This is a genomic window from Flammeovirga pacifica, from assembly GCF_000807855.2.
In the GTDB taxonomy this organism is placed as follows: domain Bacteria; phylum Bacteroidota; class Bacteroidia; order Cytophagales; family Flammeovirgaceae; genus Flammeovirga; species Flammeovirga pacifica.
In genome coordinates this window covers 425216-445839 of the sequence record NZ_JRYR02000002.1, presented here as the reverse complement: position 1 = coordinate 445839, position 20624 = coordinate 425216, and the positions used below count along the sequence as shown (strand labels likewise).

At 32.9% G+C, this 20624-nt stretch carries 11 protein-coding genes; 1 reads left to right on the top strand and 10 read right to left on the bottom strand.

From position 1 onward, the window contains the following. Positions 1–334 precede the first annotated feature (334 nt). Entirely contained in the window at positions 335–2122 is a 1788-nt protein-coding gene (locus NH26_RS20975) for a hypothetical protein (protein WP_044229055.1), read from the bottom strand. Position 2123: 1 nt separating this feature from the next. Continuing rightward, on the bottom strand, positions 2124–3578 hold the full coding sequence (gene sbcB, locus NH26_RS20970) for an exodeoxyribonuclease I (protein ID WP_044229058.1): 1455 nt from the start codon (positions 3576–3578) through the stop codon (positions 2124–2126). A gap of 240 nt (positions 3579–3818) precedes the next feature. Between sbcB and NH26_RS20965 the strand changes: the two genes are divergently transcribed. After that, the gene (locus tag NH26_RS20965; protein ID WP_044229060.1) at positions 3819–4256 is read left to right on the top strand and encodes a plasmid mobilization protein; all 438 of its coding nucleotides are present in this window, start codon (positions 3819–3821) and stop codon (positions 4254–4256) included. Positions 4257–4330: 74 nt separating this feature from the next. On the opposite strand, the gene NH26_RS20960 is transcribed toward NH26_RS20965, so the two are convergent. The 8 genes from NH26_RS20960 to NH26_RS20925 form a co-directional block, all read right to left on the bottom strand. After that, a complete protein-coding gene (locus NH26_RS20960; protein WP_044229064.1) occupies positions 4331–4960 on the bottom strand; it encodes a hypothetical protein in 630 nt (209 codons plus the stop codon). 6 nt (positions 4961–4966) lie between these two features. Next, positions 4967–8704: a sulfatase-like hydrolase/transferase gene (locus NH26_RS20955; protein ID WP_084812309.1), complete on the bottom strand. Its 3738-nt coding sequence runs from the start codon at positions 8702–8704 to the stop codon at positions 4967–4969. Positions 8705–8815: 111 nt separating this feature from the next. Beyond that, a complete protein-coding gene (locus tag NH26_RS20950) occupies positions 8816–12286 on the bottom strand; it encodes a T9SS type A sorting domain-containing protein (RefSeq protein WP_044229072.1) in 3471 nt (1156 codons plus the stop codon). 301 nt (positions 12287–12587) lie between these two features. Continuing rightward, positions 12588–14009 (bottom strand): sulfatase, encoded by a 1422-nt coding sequence (locus NH26_RS20945; RefSeq protein ID WP_052432300.1) that lies wholly within the window; start codon positions 14007–14009, stop codon positions 12588–12590. Further along, positions 14009–15427 (bottom strand): sulfatase, encoded by a 1419-nt coding sequence (locus NH26_RS20940; RefSeq protein WP_044229106.1) that lies wholly within the window; start codon positions 15425–15427, stop codon positions 14009–14011. The genes NH26_RS20945 and NH26_RS20940 overlap by 1 nt, the downstream gene beginning before the upstream one ends. Before the next feature lie 6 nt (positions 15428–15433). Beyond that, complete coding sequence (locus NH26_RS20935) at positions 15434–16846, bottom strand: sulfatase (RefSeq protein WP_044229075.1); 1413 nt, start codon at positions 16844–16846, stop codon at positions 15434–15436. Beyond that, positions 16846–17775, bottom strand: coding sequence for an alpha/beta hydrolase (locus NH26_RS20930; protein WP_052432301.1), 930 nt, complete (start codon positions 17773–17775; stop codon positions 16846–16848). Before NH26_RS20930 ends, NH26_RS20935 begins: the two co-directional genes overlap by 1 nt. Before the next feature lie 103 nt (positions 17776–17878). Beyond that, positions 17879–20260: a glycoside hydrolase family 3 N-terminal domain-containing protein gene (locus tag NH26_RS20925; RefSeq protein ID WP_044229077.1), complete on the bottom strand. Its 2382-nt coding sequence runs from the start codon at positions 20258–20260 to the stop codon at positions 17879–17881. Between the last annotated feature and the right edge of the window lie 364 nt (positions 20261–20624).

Below are 20624 nucleotides of genomic sequence, written 5' to 3'. Positions count from 1 at the left end.
AATTTTAATATGCAAGACTAATTAAATTTCATTTGGATTTTAATTTGAATTGCTGTTCTTCTTTACATTATGTCAAATAAAAGAGTACTGTAGAATTAAGACTACTCACGTCTTTTATTGGTTGGCCTTCCGTTTGAAGGGAGTGCAAAGATAAGAAGAGAATCCTAATATGCAAGACTATGGTTCGAAATAAAAGTAAATTAGATTAGATTTAAATCGTATATCCCTTATATACAACCTCTTACACAATTAGATAAAAGACCAATATTTTATATTTCATTACAGTCATAAGTAAATCGACCGCAATGTTTAACTTGAACATAGTAAAATAGCATCATCTAACAGACTTTTTTTCTATGTCTTCAAGAATTTGTTCTAACTCAGAATGTAGGTTTTTATTTTCTGATAGTTCTAAGCACCTTTTTATTGAGGCTATATCAGCTTTTTGTTTTCGCTTAAATTGAATTACTTCCCATTTCAATTTTAATGACTTTATTATTCTAGGAGAAAGAACACCCAAAATTATTACAACAATCAATAGTAATGCTAATATGATTTCTGTTACATAATCTCCTACTATTGCTGTCCAAGGTTTTTGAACTAGATGTACATTTGTAGATAATTCCTCATTAAATATTTTAACTCTATACTGTTCGTGATGTTCTTGATGGAAAGCAATGGAATCATAAGGAGTCAGAAATATTGATACATACCCTTTGTGATAACCTTTTATTCTTGGAGGATAATAAAACAGATCAATACTATTTGGCTTTTCGATTTCAGTAATAAATGATTTAAGATCTGGATAGGTGGCATTCTTACCTAAATTATAATAAGGCACCTTTATTTCGACAGTGTCATCATTAGCTGTAAAAGTTAACTCTTTAGGAAAAACATTCAATAATTCTTCTCTTATTTTAATAAAAGGATCATAAGTAATTGTTTGAGAAACTACAGATGAATCTTTTAAAATCATTAAATTCATTGTGGTTGCTAACTTTTTATTGAGATCACAAGATTTATCTAAATACAATGGAATATTTACCAAAGTACTTTCTCTTGGTTTCATCAATGTCTCGGGGAAACTATAATTTAAGCATTCATTTGTTTGTAGTTTCACAAATTGATTAAGATTCACAAGCGTATCGTAATCACTATCATTATATATTTTTAATTGATAAAAAACTGTATCATTAGGTGTAAATAATTCTTTACTTAATAATTGAAGGTTCTTATCATAATCTACTGTATCTTCCCAAATCAAAGGTCCTCTAACTTTTGTTACTCTTGATGTTAGATATACTTTTTGTTTTATATACAAATTCTCAAAAATTATTTCTGCATAATGATCCCCAAGAATATCCGCCTTAGGGGCTATGGATAAGATTGTCGTATCGTTTGTTGAGGTTATATGATGTACAGAATCCAAATCTATACTATCATAGTTAACCATAAAGACAAACGCATTAGAATCACCATTGAACTTAAAATCCATAGGGTATTCTTCCAAATTGGTGAACCTGTAATCTGTAAATTCAACAGAATCTGCTTCCACAAACCCCAGATTAATATTTATATCTTCTACCTCAGTATCAATTGGAGTTACCACATTAGACTTCAAGCCTACCCTAACTAATTGCTTATCAATCTTAAAAGCTAAAAATGCTTTATTCACTCCACTCTTTAAATTATTTGTACGTATTTTAATTTTGATGTGATCGTTCTCAATTAATACTGGTAATCTGAATATGGCAGAATCTTTAGCATACCAAAAATTAGTTTCGTTACCTATATCTAATGAAAAAAACTCTGTATCTCCAATAAAATATACCTCTACCTTTGTTGGTTCGTAAACATTTCCAACTGTGAGGTTCACTTCTTTTGTTTCGCTTCCTACTTTGCCAAAATCTACAAATAATGCATCTGCAATAAGATCATCTGACTTTGGCTTTGTCGATGATTTTTCTATTAACTTTTTCCAATTTCTGCTTGTATTACCATTTGCTAATGTTTTTAGGGTAACACCTTTAGATTTTGTCTTATGATCAAATTTAAATACTTGTCCGTATGATTTGATACAAAGACCTGATAATAGTAAGGAAACGATTAGAAGTAATCTCATGTTAGTTTAATTTTTTTTCTAATTGGTTTGTGTATTCATTTAAAGCAGTAAGAATCCCTAAAGCACGTTCATCCTCTTCGTATTCTTTTATAAGTTGTTTTAAGTTATTTCTGTAACTGATCATATTTGTAGAAATACCTTCCCCATTAATTACTCTTGCTCGACAAAACGTTTTAAATACTTCTTTTTCGTTATCAGTAAGCTGATTAAAAAAGTTTCGCCCCTTATATCTAAAGAGTAATTCCTTTAATCGATCATCGCTGAAATTAAAATTAGATAAATTAATAGCATCAGGATTATCGACCATTGTTAATCGATTGGCTATTGAGCGGTCGAAGTTACCAATAAACTTATCATATAATTGGGCATCTACATCTGGATCTATATCAAATTCTCTGTTAAAGACTTGATGGATTTTTGACAACACCTCTTTATCCTTCAGTATTTCTATTAGAAGATCTTTATTTTTATTGATTTGCTCAAGATTAATATCTAATTGCTGTGCTCTTTCCTTTGTTAAAGTTCTTGGATCACAATAGACATGAGATTTATTGATAATACATTGTGTTAAACCGGGTCTTTCTTCCCCTTCTTCCATGTCCTCCTTTTTCTTGAACATTCTCTCTTGAAGTTCATCCAATGATAATTCTTTTAATAATTGAGGATCAACCCTTAAATCGTAAGCCAAATAGGCATTTTTATTAGAATGATCTAAAGCGATAGGATAAACAAATGATAAATGACCATTTTCTACAGGAACATAAGGAGATACTTTTAGTAAATAGTTATTATTTGATATTGCTTTCTCTATCTCTTCTTTTGCAATATTCTTGTTTCTCATTTTTAATGCAAATTCAAATAATCTTGGCTGATTGTTTTTGACTAATTTTAAAACTTCAATCGTTGCATAGACATCTGACATGGCATCATGAGCATTTTCGTGTGATATTCCGTTAGCTACTGATAAGTGCTCTAATCTGAAGGATTTTTTTCCTTCGTCATTATCTGGCCAATTAATACCCTCAGGTCGTAATGCATAAGTTAATCTTAAAATCTCTAATGCATCTGTTCTAGAATTATTATCCGCCCATTCGTGAGAATAGGGATCAATAAAATTTTTATAAAAAGCATGACGAGAAAACTCATCATCGAAACTAATATTATTATAACCAATGTGGCAAGTCCCTTTTTTACCTAACGCATTTTTTATAATTCTCATTAATTGATATTCAGGTATCCCATTATTCTGAGCAATCTGAGGAGTTATACCAGTAATAAGACAAGCCTCAGGTTCTGGTAAGAAGTCCAATGAAGGCTGACAAAATTTAATAATCGGTTCTTCGATAATGTTTAAATCTAAATCAGTTCTTACTCCTGCAAATTGAGCAATCTTGTCTTTTTTAGGATCTCGACCAAAAGTCTCGTAATCGTAAAAAAATAATGAAGTTGGTTGCATACCAGATATTAATTAAAAAAAGTCATGTTAAGTATTATGAACCTATAATTCAGGAATAAAACTTAGCTTTCAAAAAACTATAAATACGAAACTAAGAAATTGTACAAATAATAGAAATATTTAATCAAATGTTCTAATAATTATTTTTAATGTGTATATCAAAAAATTTTATTGTTAAAAGGTTGCAAAAGTCTCTGAAAATTAATTATTTGTATATAACGTAATACGAATATATCTCAAATGGCAAAATATATTTATTATAAAAAACCTTATCCTGAGGTAGAAAAATTAGCTGAAAAAGCTAATGTGTCCTTGAAAGATTACATGAAAGGCCTACCCAGTAATGAAGTCAAAAATTTCGAAACCCGAAAGGCTTTTTTCCAAAGTTTCACATCGAAACGTAAATCAGCCTGGAAAGGTGATGAAGCTAAATCAACAATATTTGTTGATGGAGTTAAACCTTATGCCCTTTCGACAAAAGATTTCTTAGAAGAGTACCGCATTGCTATACAGCATAGAGGCCGAAAACCTAGAAAACAAGGTGGCTCTAATAAAATCGTTACCTTCCGTATGTCTAAAGAAGAATATGACGCTTTAGACCAACAAGCGGCTGCAAGACAACTAAAAGTCTCTGATTATATCAGAAACTTAATTGAATCTGATTTAAAAAGTAAATAGTTTAAGTCGGACTACCGCAGAGCAGCCATTTGAACAAAAAGCCATGATTTATTTTATAAATCATGGCTTTTGTATTAATTAGATGGTGGTAAAATATGTTCTGCTGCTTCGTAAGAATATTCATCGGAAGCTGTATCGTGTGTTGTAGACCTTGATCTATTTTTTAGACTATTACGATAGTCACCATATTGTTTAGTTTGTTCTGATGTTAAAACTGTAATTAAAAACTGATCTTTTTTATCTTTTGCCTTTACTGAGGCATCGTTATACTCTTGACTTAGTATACCCTTATCAGCTTTTTCAATAAGCATTTGTCTATTGACCACATTGAAATAAGACGTCAAAGACTCTATTTGATCTTCAGTTAAGGAAATGATATTTTCAATATCTTTAATTTCTCTGTTAGACTTTAAAAAACTAGTCAATGTTAATATTTGGCTAGGTGTTAAAACCTTATCCCTATCTTGCCAAAATTTATGATCCAAAGCAATTTTGTCTGATAAAGACATGTTACTATTCTTCGGATCTTTTTTAATTACGACATAGTCATATCGTGCTTTTCTCATGTCTTTCTTTTGAGTAGGAGTCAAATTGACAATTTTATCCATCCAATTGGTAAAATTGCGTGCTTCCTTTTCATAAGATGTTTGAGAAAATGCAGAAAAAAAACTGAATATTAATAAAAAAAATGTGATCGTTTTCATGAGCTATTATTGTTTAATAATACGATGGACTTCTCCTGACATTTTTAATAAATAGACTCCCTTTCCTATATTATCTAAATGTAGGACTTCGTTTTTTGTAGTTATAAATTGTTGATGTATGAGTTTACCTTCTAAGGTAAAAATTTTGACTTCTGATCTTGAGGAGTTAGATCTTTTTAGATGAATCACATGAGTACATGGATTCGGATAGATTTTAGTTTCATTCTTATTTGGTTTTAGATGAGTTGGTTTGTCGTTTTCCTTAATTACTATAGGAAACACTTTCTCTGCAATTTCATCACCAACTTCTATAACTACTTTAATATCAACAGGTGTATCAAAGTCTCCTCTTTGAATCAAAATCTCTTTGTCACTAATACTTGCATTTTCATTATTTGATGAGCTCCAATCAAAAGTAGCTTCTGAGATTGCCTCTTCGATAATAATATTATCCGTCACATTTTCTGCATTATCACCTTCCTGATAAATTAAATATGTATCTTCTAATATTTGATTCATTTCATCTGAATAAAACTGATTCACCTTGATCACAAATGTTTTTGTTGCTTTCAATTCATTTAATGAAATCTCAGCAGTAAGAACAACCACATGAGGATATTGATTTTTTGATACTTGACCTATCTCATCATGAATAGCAACTACTATAGTATCTGAAGAACTCCATATAATTGTGGTATTGTGAAGTGACTGTTGAGCCAAAAATAAATCTTTATTGACATTATTTTTATTATCTCCTTCTGCATATCCTACTTCAAGAGCTTCAACCGCTTCTGCCAATTGATTCTGCTGTAAAACATCGTCTTCAATAGTCACTTTCATATTATCAAAGTGTATTTTTCCTGTCGTTTTACCTAATTGAATAGCTAGTCTAAATTTACTCATTCCAGAGGTTACGTTTATTTTTGTACTTACCTGGAATAATTGATCTTTGGATATAATTTGAATATCACTATTAATACGCTCACCATTGTCTCCTTGAATTTGAGCTCTTATTTCAGTATCAACTTCTGAATAAACATCATAAGTAATCCACATTTCTTTAGGTGATGTTACAGTATATCCGATTGGATATTCATCAGATCTAAGAGTTAAGTTAGAAAAATTACCTCCATTTACTCTAATATCTAGCTCCGCTCCTAATGTTGGATTAGCCGGAAATAATGTACTATTTAAATCATAGTCTATACCAGCATCCGATTTGTGTGTTGTCGACCATCCATTCTCAACACCTTCCTCAAAATTTGGATTCACAATTAACAGATTGTCTGTATCTTCTTGATGAGTATGCCCATAATAACGGGTCCACCAAATTTGAGCTTTTTGTCTTAATTCATCAATTCTTGATTGATAATTGGGGTTATCAATTTCATTTTTTGTTTCTAATTCTTGATTAGATTGGTAGCTATAAAATTCTTCATGACGTAGTGTGACATTCTGGAAAGCTGTTTCCATTGGGCTCATTGTACGACTTGTTGTCCACATAGTGTATCTATCATTACCCCTTTTAAATGTATAGCCATTAGAACCATTCTTTTTATAGTAAGTTACTGATAAATCAAGTGGATAACCTGTTTCTTCCTGATCATTTAAATACAAAGAATTACCTTGTAAAAAGGTAGGTTTTGGCGTGTTTGTATAATCACAGATTGTAGGATACAAATCAATTAATTGAACTGATCTATTAGATGCTTGTAATATTTGAGAGGGATCGATAATGATTAATGGAACTTGTGCTGCATTTTGTAATAAGTTATGCTTACCCCACATATTATGATCTCCGAGATTAAAACCATGATCTGATGTAATCACAATTAAAGTATTCTCTTTCTCTCCTATTTCTTCTAATTTCTCTACAATCTTTCCTATTTGAGCATCTATATAAGACGCACAAGCATAATACGATTTTAGTAATTCTTGTTGTTTTTCTAGGTCTAGTACATTTTGAAAACCATTGTACTCTGTATCCCAATCTTGAGGTATATCTTTATAACCTAATAATTCTGTTGGCTCTTTATAGGTAAACTCATCCGTTCCTTCAGGCATTTTTTGGAAAGGTGCTAATGTTAAGGTTTTACCTTTATATAAATCATGATATTCTTTAGGTGCAATAAACGGTAAATGTGGTTTTTTAAAGCCTACTGCTAAGAAAAAGGGTTGATCTATTTTTTCAAAGTGATCTAAATATTGTAGTGCATGATCAGCAAATTGTCCATCTTGATAACCATCATCTCCCACGTTATCAGGACCAATTTCAAATGACATGTCAGCTTCTACTCTGTAAGACGTTCCTTTTACAAACGGACCATATTCTTCAGGGTAAGTATAATCATTAGGATCTGTATATGTATCTGTCCATGCTATATCATGATGATCATTATCTACGTTTCTTGGATCAAAAACTTTACCTACTACAGCTGTTCTGTAGCCATTTCTTGATAACATTTCTGGCAAAGTTGTTAATTCTGGAGCTGTTTCAGATAATTGCAATGTTAGATTAGTTACCCCATTCCTCTCTGGATAAGTTCCCGTTAAGAATGACGCTCTTGAAGGGCCACAAACCGGATAAGAACACTGAGCATTTGTATATTGAATACCAATTTCAGACATTTTATCTATAGTAGGAGTAATCACTTCTTCATTTCCGAAAGCGAATAAATCTGTATTCAAATCATCTATCACAATAAATAAAACATTTTTCTTTTGACCATTAGGTATCAAAGCATCAATATGTCCTGCCGTCCATTCTCGTCCTTCTCGAGAATAAATCATTTTATTTGCTTTAGGACCTGCACACCATAATGCAGCAGAAAAGTTCAGCTCTCCTGAGAGATCAGCGATAGCTTTATGATAACGCACCCTTGATTGAGCATCACAAGCATTATTTGATCCGAACTCTCCAAGATATACAGGTACATTGTATTGATCAGCCCAAGCACGAACTTCCTCGAAATCTCTTCTTAAATTCTCATATTCTTGAGGAGAGCCCCAAGTCGGTTTACTCCCTTCAATTTCAGGGTATTTAGTAAATGTATTTGGCCAGTAATAATGAAACCAAGGAATTAGTTTATCATCATTTTCAAAAATTGATGGATCTAATTGTTGTGGAGATTTTATGGCATTATCCCCTCCTCCAGTTAACATAACTATTCTATTTGAGTTTTCCTGACGTACGATTTCAAGTAACTCTCTATTTAATTGATCTACTAGTACTTTATTCATTCTAAAGTATGGTTCATTGATCAATTCAAAAACTAGATTATCATTACTATTATTTTTAAAATGATGTGACACCTGAGTCCATATCGCTAATAACCTTTTCCAATGTTCGGGTTGAGGATATACCTCATCTTCTTTAGAAACTTCATCTAAAAACCAATGTTCGCCATGTGCATTTAACACCACAATTAGACCTTCTTGATTTGCCCATCCGATTACTTCCTCAACACGGGTTAACCATTGGGAATCTATAGTATAAGGAGCTGTTTCTGATGTATGTGATCCCCATCTAACAGGAAGTCTAATATGATCAAAACCTGCTTTTGCAACGTCTTCAATCATATATTTCTCTATTGGGGCAGCCCAATCTCCTTCATTATTGGCACTCATTACATTACCAAAATTGTACCCCATGCCTAATTTTTGATTCATTAAGTGAGCAGGAGTTTGTGCGGATAATTGAAAATTTGAGAGTGTAATGAATAATATAAGTAGTAATCTTTTCATCTATTTTGATGTGCTTATTTATTTATGTTTTAGTTATTTATAGAAAGCTGTCATTACCGAAATAATGACAGCTTGTTGGTCTCTATATCTCAATTGAAGTCTATCAATAAATTATTTTTTTATGAACTTGATAGATTGTGTTTCTGCTTTTAGAATATATTGTCCCCTATTAAGGTTAGATACATCTACTTTCCACGAAGTAGTTCCTGCAGTTTGATTTAACTTGATAAGTTCACGTCCCATTAAATCAATGATAATAATAGTTTTAACTTTTGATGAGGTAGTAATATTCAGCACATCTGTTGTGGGATTTGGATATGCTTTTATTACAATAAGGTTATCATCAATAGATGTTGGTGCATCGTCTTTTAAGACTACAATATCAAATACTTTTGTTGTAGATAAATCATTAATTGAAAGTGTAGCTGTTAAAGTAACATTCACGTCCTCAAGAGAAGGCATAACTTTACCATCTATAGTCACAACTTCTGTATTCGATGATTCCCAAACAATTGAAACTTCACCGATAACATTAATTAATTCGATATCGGATTTTACTGTAGTTGCAGACTCTCCCTCTGCAAAAATTACTTCCAGAGCATCTGTAGCATCATCCAACAATTCTTGTGCATTATTAAGCACTTTTATAGTGAAAACCTTTTCTTCTGATTGATTTTCAATAGATACTGTTGCTGTCAAAGTCACTTCTTGATCAGTAGATGCTTGATTTACCATGCCATTTGCTGATACAACTTCTTCATTAGAAGATATCCAAGTGATTGATGAAGAATGAAGACCCTCATTTGCTAATGTCAAGTCATTTTTTACTGTCATAGCATCTTCATCTTCTGCATAAGTAATTTCAAGAGCGTTTACTGCCTCATCTAATTGAGCTTGATGATCTATTGAAGTTGTTAAAGTAAACACCTTATCTTCTGATAAATCACCCAATGTTACTGTTGCAGTTAAATCTCCCGATACTTTTTGCGTTGTTAGTGATACTACTCCATCGTTAGTAATATTAGTATGAGTTGACACCCATGTCACCACAGTTTCATGTAGTCCTTCAGAAACTAGTGTTACATTTTGAGATACTGCATCTGCGTTATCACCTTCATTAAATATAACTTCTAAAGATGCTACTGCTTCGTCAAATTTTTCTTGTGCATTATTAAGTACTTTTACCGTGAAAATCTTTTCTTCCGATAGATCTCCTATAGCTACAGTCGCTGTTAATATCACTTCCTGATCTGTAATTGCTTGATTTACTACACCATTTACTGTTACAACCTCTTCGTTAGAAGATGTCCAAGTGATTGTTGAAGAATGAAGGCCCTCAATAGCTAATGTCAAGTCATTTTTTACTGACATAGCATCTTCACCTTCTGCATAGGTAATTTCAAGAGCGTTTACTGCCTCATCTAATTGAGCTTGATGATCTATTGAAGTTGTTAAAGTAAACACCTTATCTTCTGATAAATCACCCAACGTTACTGTTGCTGTTAAATCTCCTGATACTTTTTGTGTCGTTAGTGTTACCACTCCGTCATTTGTGATATTAGTATGAGTAGATACCCATGTTACCACTGTCTCATGCAATCCTTCAGAAACTAGTGTTACATTCTGAGATACTGCACCTGCGTTATCGCCTTCTTCAAAAACGACTTCTAAAGCACTTAATGCTTCATTTAATTTGCCTGCATCACTTTGTACAGTGGTTAAAGTAAATGTTTTTGTATCACTTAAATCACCTAAGGTAACCGTAGCAATTAGATCACCAACAACCGAATTATCCAAAATTGTTACAACACCTTCTTTAGTAATTTGTGTATGTTCTGATACCCATTCAATTGTAGTTGAATATTTTCCACTTGTTGCCAAAACTATATCTTGGCTAACAGATTCTTCAGTATCACCATCAGCAAACTGCACCTTCAAGCTATTTACTACTTCTTCCAGTTGAGCTTCTTGGTTTGCTTTGATTCTGATATTAAAAGTTTTAGTGGTAGAAATATCACCTTTAGTAATTGTAGCAATTAAAGCTAAATCAGTATTTACAGTCACTTTTTGAACTTCAGCTGTTCCATTATTTATCACTAGAGCATCATTGTCTTCTACGAACCATGAAATTGATGTACCATATGTATCATCAGATGATTGTAATGGAAAGCTATTATTGATATCGTGTTCTTTATCTTCTCCAACTAATTGTAATTCCAGATTTTTCTTAGACACATAAACATCTGATTCATCTTTGTTTACTTCTGTAACAATTACATTATCAATTACTATATCTCCTGTATTACTACCTACTTGTGCTAGAAATCTAAATGCTTGAATTCCTGCCGGCACTTCAATAACATCAATAAGTTTTTCATTCTCTTCACCTATAGTAAACGTTTGTGTAACCACATTTACATTTTTATTATCAATGTCTTTACCTTGGAATTGAAACCTTAACGACATATCAGTAGAAGCATATGCATCCATTTCCATTCTGAAATATTTAACCTCAGAAGACAATTCATTGAAAGGGAAAATTTGTGATCTAATTGCTAAATTAGGTAAAGAAACACCTCCATTAGTGATATTCAATTGTGCCGCTTGAGTCCCATTTTCCTTATGTGTCACATTTGAAAAAGTGAAATCATCTGCAGCAACATTGCCTGTATTATAGTTTACATCCCAATGTATTAAACCATCAGTAAAATCATTATTCAATACAATATAGTTTCCATTTATAGTTAAAGGAAGTACAGAAATTGTAAATTCTTTGGTTAGAGATGTCGTATTTTTTGTAACTGTTGCAGTTAATTTAACCGTTTCAGTCTGAGTAGATCGATTGACTTTTCCTGTGTTATCAATAACAGATTGATTTGAAGATGTCCAAGATACCATCGTTTCATTTAAACCGGTAGCAGGTAGTTCTTCAATAGAATACATAATTCCGTTTCCATCTTGAGGATCAATATTGTTATATGTGATCACAAGATTATCTAAAGCCTCTTGAGCTAACTCTTCATCAGTCTTGGTTTGTTCTTGGACTAAAGAGACATTATCTATAACAACATCCCCTACGTTACCACCCACTTGAATAAAAATACTGAATTTTGTTGCTCCTGCAGGCATGGTTAGTTTCGCCTCATAATTTTGGGAAGTTGATGAAATAACAATATTTGATGAGCTCACAGCATTTGCAGCACCATTATCCCATCTTAATAAATACCTCACCTGATGTCCTTCATTACCATATAAATCAGCTGAAATGGTATAAGTAGTTTCTTCGGTTAGTGCTTCTGCAAGATTTGTAAAAGCACCGTCTTTCAATTGGATATTTGAAATTGAAAGATTAGCATTAGCATCATTGTCTGGAATAGAAAATTGATAAGCATTGGTACCATTTTCCTTGTGAGTGATTATACTCCAAGTAGGTGGAAAATCTGGGTCGGCAGAACTATTAACTGTCATTTCCCATTCAGATGTAATAGCCTCCTCGAACCCTGGGTTTTTGATTAGATTATCATTAGCCAAAAGAAAAGTTGCTGATAATAAAAGCAAAATTGAAGTAATTATTTTTTTCATACTAGATAACTGTTAAATGAATTTTTAATTCGATAGTAGAATAATTAGTGTTACTCCAAATGTCGTATAACCGTAAAAAATACAAGTTTATATTTCGTTCTTAAAGGGGTGACAATTGTTCAAAAAACTAGCTATACAGCTCAAAAAGACAGATTTTCGAAAAAAGTAGGTTTTATCTTTTGAAAATATTACCAAACTATTTGTAGTACTGTAACAATACCCTTCCGTTCAAACAAAAAACCACCTCTCTAAAAGAAAGGTGGTTAATTTTATTCTAAACTATATTGATGTTTCTACGTTATTATTTTGCGTGATTTAAATCATACTGATCTAAAGCATCTAATAACAACTGACGATGCTTTTCTATTTCTAACTTATAATTGGCATCATCAATTATGTTTTTATTCTCTTGAGGATCTTTCTTTAAATCATACATCATTTCAGCAATAATTTTCCCCTCTTTATTTCGGAATAAGGTGTATCTGAAACCTGAAGTTCTTATCGTATCACCCAACTTCCAACGACTTAATGTATATTCTTTTACAGAAACTGATTGATCTTTTAATGTTGGAACAAGAGATTGACCTTGAAGTTGGTTCGGCTTTTCTAAACCAGTTAACTCACAAAGAGTTGGGAAAACATCTACCATTTCAGCAAATCCTTCAGTCATTCCTTCTTCTCCATTTAATGATGCTTGTGGCTTTATAATGAAAGGAACTCTTAAAGCAATATCAAAAGCGGTGTGTTTTGCCCAGAAAGTATGTTCTCCTAATTGCCAACCGTGATCACCCCATAATACAATAATAGTATTATCGTATAACCCTTGTTTTTTAAGTTCATCAATTAGTTCACCTAACAAATAATCTGAGAAACTTACTGAAGCATAATAACCATGTTTTAATTTCTTGGCCATATCTTCTCCAATATTCCCTTTACGTGGTATTGTTCTATAGGCTCTTAACTCTCCATATGTTGTTTTTGCTACACTAGGCATACCTTCTGGCAAAAATGGATTTTTTGCCATTTCGATATCCTCTTCCTTGTATTTATCCCAAAAACGCTTTGGTGCAACAAACGGAAGGTGAGGTCTCGCTAATCCAACTGCCATAAAAAATGGTTGATCCATTTTCTTGAATTTTTTTAAACGATTTTTTGCTAATTCAATAGTTCTACCATCTAGAAAATCAGTGTCTTTACTTCCTTCTACAATCTCATATGGAACTGACTTTTTATAAGGCTTTTGTGGTGCTTCATTATCAGCAACTAAAGCTGGATCATGATATTCAAACATATCTTCTGCAGGGTGATATTCAGACCAAGTACGTTTTGACGTATCTTTTTTACCATGAATAACTTTACCCGCAGAGAAAGTGTAATAACCATGTTCTCTAAAATACTGCCCCATTGTGACAGCATTAGGCATATCTTTATCAATTTTTGCTCCTGCATCTACAAATCTTGTAAAAGTTGGTCGCACACCTGTATGCATAGAAGCACGAGAGGCACCACAAACCGGTATTTGACAAAATGCATTATTAAATGTAGTTGCATGCTTACTTAACTCATCAATATTTGGTGTATTGATAGTTTTATTCCCGTAGGCACCTAACTCAGGACGTAAATCATCTACAGAAATAAATAATACGTTCGGTTTATCTTGTGCCATAATTGATGCAGGAACTAATAACATTCCTGCAACAACTGTTTTTATAAATTTCTTCATTATAGAGATGCTTTAACTTCTTTTCTCCAAAGTTCGATTGCTTTCTTTAGTTCTATATGCTTTTTGTCGTTTGCATCGTAAATGTTACTTTCCTCCGACGGATCGTTTTTAAGATTGTACACTTCATATACATCTTCTTTAAAGAAATGGAACATTTTTAAATCGCCATCTCTAACTACCGTACAAAAATTATCACCTGTGCTTTTTAGACGTGCTCTAGCAGAGTGCCAGAAAAGTAATCTATCTTGAGTTTTACCTTTAACGATATTGTTTTTAATACTAATACCGTCTAAGTGTTCTGTTGGGAAAATGTTCAGATCACATAGTTCCAATAAAGTTGGATACAAGTCCGTGTTAGTTGTTACCTGATCAATTTCTTTATGTTTAGTAATTTTTGCTCCACCAAAAATTAATGGCACCTTAGTTCCTCCTTCAAAAGTATGACCTTTACCAGCTCTAAGAGGTAGATTTGAAGTGGCTAACTCTCTGTTGTTACCTTCTCCTCTATTAGATAACCCTCCATGGTCTGAAGTAAATACAATAATTGTATTTTCATACATCCCTTTGTCCTTTAATTCTTTTACTACTCTACCTAAACTTTCGTCTACTGATTGAACCATAGCTGCATAAGTAGGGTTATTTTGATGCATTTTTGTGTAACCGTCTTTCTTTGTGTATTCAGGTCCTTCGAAAGTCATCCCTTTAACTTTCTGTCTATATTTTTTTACACCATCTTGCTTTGCTTCAAAAGGAGTATGTACACCATAATGTGACAACACTGCAAAGAATGGTTTGCCTTCGTGATCCATATTGATGAATTTCACTGTTTCATCAGTTAAACGATCAGTTAAGTATTCTCCTTCTTTACCATCTTCCAAACCAAGAATTTCACCATGTCCTTTTTTATTGGCTTTCTTAGGGTTTTTAGGTGTGTTGTAAGGGTAGAAATACGATTTTGGAGCTCCTGCTGAACCACCTGCAATGTTGATATCATAACCTTTATTTTGTGGCCACTCATCTTCATCATGACCTAAATGCCATTTACCTATGAAGAAAGTATGATAACCTTGTTCCTGAAAAGCTTGACCTATTGTCTTTTCGTTATCATAAAATTTCTTTCCTTTTTTTGTGTTTTCATTTCTTGCAGGAATACCAGCTCTTGCAGGGTAACGTCCTGTTTGTAAAGCATATCTTGATGGTAAACATCTAGGGTGAGCCACGTAAGCATTAGAAAAGTCTACGCCTTCTTTCGCTAACAAATCAATGTTAGGTGTCTCATAAAAATCAGAGTCATGAAGTGAAATATCAAAATACCCTAAGTCATCTACAAGAAAAATGATGACGTTCTTTTGATCTTGAGCAGAGACCGACCCTACTGATAAAATAATTGCTAAAAAGATTAGTTTCAGATTTTTCATATTCATCTATTTATTGTTTTTTATAATGACCGCATTCACATCTTGTTGCCAATTCTGGATTGCTTTCACTAGTTTTTTGGCATTTTTATTATTGGATTCAAAAATATTATTGGTTTCGTATGGATCCTCATTCACATCATACATTTCATAACGATCTTCATCATAAAAGTAAAATAGTTTAAGGTTCTCCTCTCTTACTACTGTACAATTGGTATCTCCAGTAGATTGAGGTCTTGCCATGGGTGAATGCCAATATAACTTCCTTTTAATATTTTTATTCTTTACAATTGATGGTTTAATGCTAATGCCATCTAAGTGCTGCTTTTTCTCTAAAGGTAGATCACACAAGTCTAGTAATGTAGGATAGATATCTGTGTTTATTGTTAATTGATTAATATTGACAGAAACTTCTCCGATAGCACCTGATAATATTAATGGCACCTTAGTTCCACCTTCATAATTATGTCCTTTTCCTGCACGTAATGGTAGATTTGATGTGGCAATCTTTCTTTTATTACCTACACCTCTATTGGATAACCCTCCGTGGTCGGATGTAAATAATATGATTGTATTATCATAAAGACCTTCTTCTTTTAAAGTAGCGACTAATTGACCTAAAGATTGATCCACAGATTCTATCATTGCTGCATAAACAGCATTGTCTTGATTTTTCTTCGTTTCTCCATCTTTCATCAAAAATTCTGGACCTTCAAAAGACATTCCTTTTAATTTCTCTTGGTATTTTTTTACCAAATCAGGTTTAGCTTCTAATGGAGTATGTACACCATAGTGACATAACATCATAAAGAAAGGTTTTTTATGCTCTTCCTTTAAATACTTTACAGATTCTTTTGTCAATCTATCTGTTAAGTACTCTCCTTTAGTTCCTTCTTCCAAGCCTACAATAAGCTTATGGTTTCCAGATTTTTTAGGGTTTTTAGGGACATTATAAGGATAGAAATAAGACCTTGGTGCACCGGCACTACATCCTGCTATATTTACATCATATCCTCTATTCTGAGGCCAGGCTTCTTCTGTATTTCCTAAATGCCATTTCCCTATAAATGCAGTTTGGTATCCATTATTTTTAAAAGCTTGACCTATTGTGATTTCTGTTTCCTCAAGGTTACACTCATCTTTACCATGACCGCCAGGAACACCCACTCTTGCAGGATATTTACCTGTTTGCATACCATATCGAGAAGGTACACACCTTGGATGAGAAACATAAGCATTACTAAAGTCTATGCCTTCTTTTGCTAAAGCATCAATATTGGGTGTCTCATAAAATGATGATCCATGAGTTTCAATATCAAAGTACCCAAGATCGTCTACAACAAACATCACTACATTTTTTTGTTGTGTGAATGCTTGGTGAGCGACCATCAATAAAACTATTATCTGAAATATTCTTTTCATTATTGTTTTCTTATTGGATAAATAGCCTCAGATGGAATATCAATTTCAACATTGTTTTTTAAGTATTTGTGTTTCACTAAGAAATTATCTGCTTGTTGTAAAACTTCGAAATACCATTTATTGATTGTCCCTTTTTCATACCCTTGTTTTTTGCCATAACCAATGTTGAAAAATGAATGTTCGGCACCTTTATAGATATCTAATTGACATTCCAAACCCTTTTCTTGGCAAATTTTCTGATAATCTCTTGCCACTTTCTCAGGAAGAACCTTATCATGATTACCTACTTCAATTAATGTTGGAGGAAAGTTTTTATTAATATTTTGTCTTGGGCTAAAGTTTTCCCAACTATCAAACCCTGCCGCCTTTACTTCTTTATCTACTAAACGATGAGCATATCCTTCCTTACTTGTATCTATTACAGGATTAAATAAAAGTAATAAGTTAGGAGCGTAATCTTCTTCAGTAATATCTTTATTTAGAGACGGAAGAAATGCTGTTGAAGCTGCAAGATGTCCGCCTGCAGAACCACCACCTACTGCAATTTTATTTGGTTTGATATTGTATTCTTTTGCGTGATTTCGTACATAAGCTACCGCAGATTGTGCATCTTCTACTGCTTCTACGATAGTTGTACCGTTGATTTTTCTTAGTCTATACTGAGGACAAAATACCACTAAACCTCTTTCCGATAAATGTTTAGCTTGACGGTAAAATGCCGATGGAGAACCTTGATTCCAACCTCCGCCGTGGATTAATACCACTGCCGCTTTTGAGCTTGCTTGCTTTTCTGGAGTGAAGATATGTAACTCTAAAGCTACATCACCTACTTGTTTATATACCACTTTTGTATCCGGACTTACCGTTTGTGCGAATAAAAAAGTATAGGAGAATAGTAATAATAATGTTAGTAATAAATTCGATTTCATCTTATATAGTTTATTATTGTTTGATAATTAAGAATAATGAAGGACTTAGAAAGACTAAGCCCTCCATCATTTCCTTAATTTTTTATGAACATGAGTTGTTCAATTACATTGCCGCTGGATAGTTCGGCTTGTAACTATTTAAATCTAATTTCTTAGTTTCAGATACTTCTAAAGCTACTTTAGATAAGTCTTTATCTCTTGAAGAAGACCCTACCATAATAGTGAAAGTACCTTTCTCAACGATCCAATCCATTGATTGATCGAAGAATGCTAAATCTTGAGTAGTTAACTCAAAAGAGATTGATTTTTTCTCACCTGCTTTCAAAGCAACTTTAGCATATGCCTTAAGTTCTTTTACAGGACGAGTTACTGAAGAATAATCATCTCTAATATAAACTTGAACGATTTCTTCACCTTCTACTTTACCAATATTTTCCACATCACAAGAAACAGTGAAAGTACCATTACCTTTGATAGATGCTTTATCGACAGCTACATTAGTTGTTTTGAATTTAGTATATGACAATCCATAACCAAATGCATACAATGGATTCTTGTTTGTGAATTTGTATTTATGGAAGTAGTGTGACGGCTTGTGGTTGTAATATAATTTGATTTGACCAGCTGTACGAGGAACAGTTACAGGTAATTTAGCTGATGGATTTACATCACCAAATAAGATTTCTGTAATTGCTTGACCACCAAATGAACCTGGCTCCCAAGTTTCCAAAATACCACTCATGTTACCTTCTAACCACTCTTCACCGATAGGGCGTCCGTTGACTAAAACTGCAATTACTGGAGTTCCTGTTTTTTGAATCGCTTTCACTAATTCTAACTGACGACCAGGAAGATTGATGTGTGCACGGTCTGTGTTTTCACCACACGTTTTTTCTGACCATTTGTATCTAAGTGAGTTTTCACCAATAACAACAACAGCTAAATCAGATTTTGCTGCTCTTGCAGCTGCTTCTTTAATTGCTTTATCAGTTGTTTTACCGATCACTTCACCAGAGTTATAATAATCCAAAGCAAAACCTTTTTCTTTTGCTACAGATTCTAAACCTTCTTTTACTGTAATAATTCTATCTGCAGGTTGTAACCAATGCCAGTCTCCTAGAATTGTTTCATTGTTTGCGTTAGGCCCTGTTAAGAATATTTTTTTATGAGCATTTTTCTTTAAAGGAAGAATACCATCGTTTTTCAAAAGAACAATTGATTTTCTTGCTACTTCTAAAGCTGTAGCTTGGTGTTCCTGATTGAAAACTACTTTCTCTGCTTTCTTTAAATCTACAAATGGATTTTCGAAAAGGCCTAATCTAAATTTCACCTCAAGAATTTTTGAACAAGCTTCATCTACTCTCTCTTGTGATACAATACCTGAATTTACTGCTTCAACAATAGATTCAGTAAATTTAGGACCGTGCATGTGCATGTCCATACCATTGTTTACTGATTGTCTGAAAGCCTCATCCATAGTCTCTGTCTGATGATGTAAAGAGTGAATTCTTTCAATATCCATCCAATCAGATACATAGAAACCATTAAATCCGTATTCATTTCTTACGATATCTGTCATGAATTCTTTTGAATTGTGACAAGGAATACCGTTTACTTCGTTATGTGCTGTCATAATTGAGAAAACATCTGCTTCCTGTACTGCTCTTCTGTACGGAGGTAAGTGTACTTCTCTAATTGATCTCATTGATAAGTCTAAAGGCGAAGCATTTGTACCGTTCATTGGCTCTCCACCACCGATAAGGTGTTTTGCACAAGCAATCACTTTTTCGTTACCTGTGAAATCATCTTGTTGGAAACCTTTGATCATTTCTACTCCCATGTTACCTACTAAGTAAGGGTCTTCTCCAAAAGTTTCTCCAACTCTACCCCAACGTGCGTCTCTTGCAATATCAATATTTGGTGTAAATGCCCAGTGAGAACCCGTAGCTCTCATTTCTCTTGCTGTTTCAACACCCATTCTATAAGATAAAGACTCATCCCAAGTAGAGGCTAAACCAATTGGAGTTGGATAAATAGTTGCTCCGTAATTCAATCCATTACCATGGATAGCATCAATACCAATTAGTAAAGGAATGCTTAATCTTGATTTCTGAGCTAATTCTTGTAAATAGTTTGCTTCATCACCAGAGATTACATGAAGAAATGAACCTACTTTACCTTCAGCAGCCATTTGTTCAATATCTGTATGATGTAAACCAGGATAAAATCCTAGAGCATCATTGTTATGTAATTCTTCTGGAGATAAATCTTTCTCCGCTTGCTTCATATGCTCAGGACCTACATACTGTGCCATTTGAGCTACTTTTTCTTCTAATGTCATTCTAGACATTAAGTCTGCCACTCTATCTTTAACTGCTACTGCAGGGTTCTTATAAATTGGCTGATCGTTGTTAGCTTTAGTTTCACACCCTACGATACCGAAGGCTATTAATAAAGCAATAATTCCGTTGATTAACTTTCTCATGTCGCTTATAAAAAATTAAAATTTACATTCACAAATGTCATGAATACCCTTATAAATATGGTGTATAAATGATTCGAACAATCTCAATTTTAGTTCTAACGATTTTACGAACATTTATCAAACATAGCTCAAAAAACAATGTATAGAGCCTTTTTAAGGTATTTTTTGGGTTTGAACGTTTTTCAAACCTCTGAGAACTATTCTTACATCTATTGTCTTTCGTACACTTTATACATTTGTTCCTATCATAAAGAGAAAAACTCTATTATGATTAATTTAACGTCATTAATTTTAAAACATATGAAATTACATTACCTTAATGAATGAGTATAAATATCTTAATTGTTCAAAACATTTCGCTAGC